The organism is Microvirga sp. 3-52, assembly GCF_018383585.1.
Taxonomy (GTDB): domain Bacteria; phylum Pseudomonadota; class Alphaproteobacteria; order Rhizobiales; family Beijerinckiaceae; genus Microvirga.
On record NZ_JAHAMK010000073.1, the window covers coordinates 2,272 to 3,887 of the forward strand.

Annotated in this window: 1 protein-coding gene; it reads left to right on the forward strand. The window is 64.3% G+C overall.

Annotated elements, in window-relative coordinates; translation table 11 throughout:
• Positions 1–43: 43 nt before the first annotated feature.
• Positions 44–1,537, forward strand: a complete 1,494-nt coding sequence (locus tag KHP60_RS24725; protein WP_311925356.1) for an MFS transporter — start codon at positions 44–46, stop codon at positions 1,535–1,537.
• The last annotated feature ends 79 nt before the right edge of the window (positions 1,538–1,616 follow it).

Genomic DNA, 1,616 nt, shown 5'->3' on the forward strand with positions numbered 1-1,616 from the left:
GGCAACAGTTGAAAACCAGCCGCTTGCGGGACGTCGTGAGTGGATCGGGCTCTGCGTTCTGTCGATCGCCTGTCTGATCTACTCGATGGACCTATCCGTCCTCTTTCTGGCGATGCCCGCCATCGTGGCGGATCTCGATCCGTCGGCATCGGAACTTCTCTGGATCAACGACATCTACGGCTTCATGGTTGCTGGCTTCCTCGTGACCATGGGCACGCTCGGCGACAGGATCGGCCGCAGGCGCGTACTGCTCATCGGTGCCTTTGCGTTCGGCGCGGCGTCTGCGCTCGCCGCGTTCTCGAGCACGGCGCAGCAGCTCATCGTTTCGCGCGCGCTGCTCGGCATCGCCGGCGCGACATTTGCTCCCTCGACCTTGTCCCTTGTGGTCAATCTCTTCTCGAACGAAAACGAGCGGCACCGGGCGATCGGCATCTGGGGCGCCGCCTTCGCGTTGGGGGGATTGGTGGGGCCTCTCATCGGTGGTGTTCTGCTGCAACACTTTCATTGGGGATCGGTGTTTCTGATCAACATCCCGATCATGCTCGCGCTGCTGGTCGCGGCACCCTTCCTGCTGCCGGAATACAGACACGAGGGCGGGGAGAAGCTCGATCTGCTTAGCGTAGCGCTCTCGCTCGGAACCGTGCTGCCGATCATCTACGGCTTCAAGCACATGGCAGCCGACGGCTTCGAGCCGCGCCAACTGGTGGCCATCGCGGCCGGTGTGCTCGTCGGCGTGCTGTTCGTGCGCCGTCAGAAGAGCCTCGCACATCCGCTGATCGATCTGCGCCTGTTCCGTATTCCGGCGTTTACTGCCTCGCTGATTGTCAATCTGGCTGGCATGTTCTTCGTGTTCGGCGTGTTCCTGTTTCAGAACCTGTTTCTGCAACTGGTTCTCGGCCTGTCGCCGCTCGAGGCGGCCTTGTGGTCCGTGCCGTCCGCGCTCGTCTTCACGATCATGTCGTTTCAGGCGTACCGCTTCACGAAGCGTCTCGGGCCGGTCAGGACCGTTCTCCTTGGGCTGCTCGTCTACACAGGCGGCGTCGCTGCGATGGCGGTCGCCGCCTATGCCGAGAGTCTGGTCGGCGTCCTTTCAGCCAGTATGCTGGTGGGTCTCGGCTTCGTGCCGGTCGTCCTCACCACGACGGGCCTGATCGTCGGCACCGCACCGCCGGAGCAGGCGGGCTCCGCCTCCGCTATCTCCGAGACGAGCGCGGAGTTCGGCGGCGCGCTCGGCGTCGCCATTCTCGGAAGCCTCGGAACGCTGGTTTACCGCATGACCATGGGCGGCGTGGACCTGAGCGGGCTGAACGCCGCGCAGCAGCTCGCTGTCTCCACCACCCTCGCCGGCGCGGTCGAGACCGCCAAGGCGACGGGCGCCACCGCGCCAGCATGGCTGGACGCGGCACGCAGCGGCTTCTCGCTGGGCTTTGCCGCCTGCTGCGCGCTCGCGGCCGTCACGCTGCTCGCTCTGGCGGGTCTTGCTCATAGGATCTATTCCAGCGCTCATATCGATGAGAGCGCGGCGATGCCCCACTAAGCGTCGCTTGGAGCACTCCAAAGCTGACCTCCTTCGCATAGTACGCATGAGTAGGGTTGAGCAGTATCGTCGCCCCAAC